Origin of the sequence: Zoogloea sp. LCSB751, assembly GCF_002028455.1 — a bacterium.
Taxonomy (GTDB): Bacteria; Pseudomonadota; Gammaproteobacteria; order Burkholderiales; family Rhodocyclaceae; genus Zoogloea.
The window spans coordinates 1-250 of the sequence record NZ_MWUM01000441.1; the positions used below are offsets into that span (position 1 = coordinate 1).

Consider the following 250-nt stretch of genomic DNA (forward strand, 5'->3'; position numbering starts at 1 on the left):
AGGCCCAGCAGCTCCGGCGCATCGCTGGAGGAGACCAGTACCGCGCGTCCGCGATCCGCCAGCTCGCGGGTGCGCTGATAAATATCGCTGCGGGCGCCGATATCGACCCCAAGAGTGGGTTCATCGAGAATAAAGAGCCGTGCGTCGGTACCCAGCCAGCGGGCCAGAATGGCTTTTTGCTGGTTGCCGCCGCTCATAAAACGCACCGGCAGTTCCGGACGACCGGGGCGGATCGAGAGCCGGTCGATCC

Annotated in this window: 1 protein-coding gene; it reads right to left on the reverse strand. The window is 64.8% G+C overall.

Features of this window, described 5'->3' with window-relative positions; translation table 11 throughout:
* A partial coding sequence (locus B4920_RS27260; protein ID WP_139379743.1) for an ATP-binding cassette domain-containing protein occupies window positions 1-250 on the reverse strand: 250 nt, incomplete at both ends.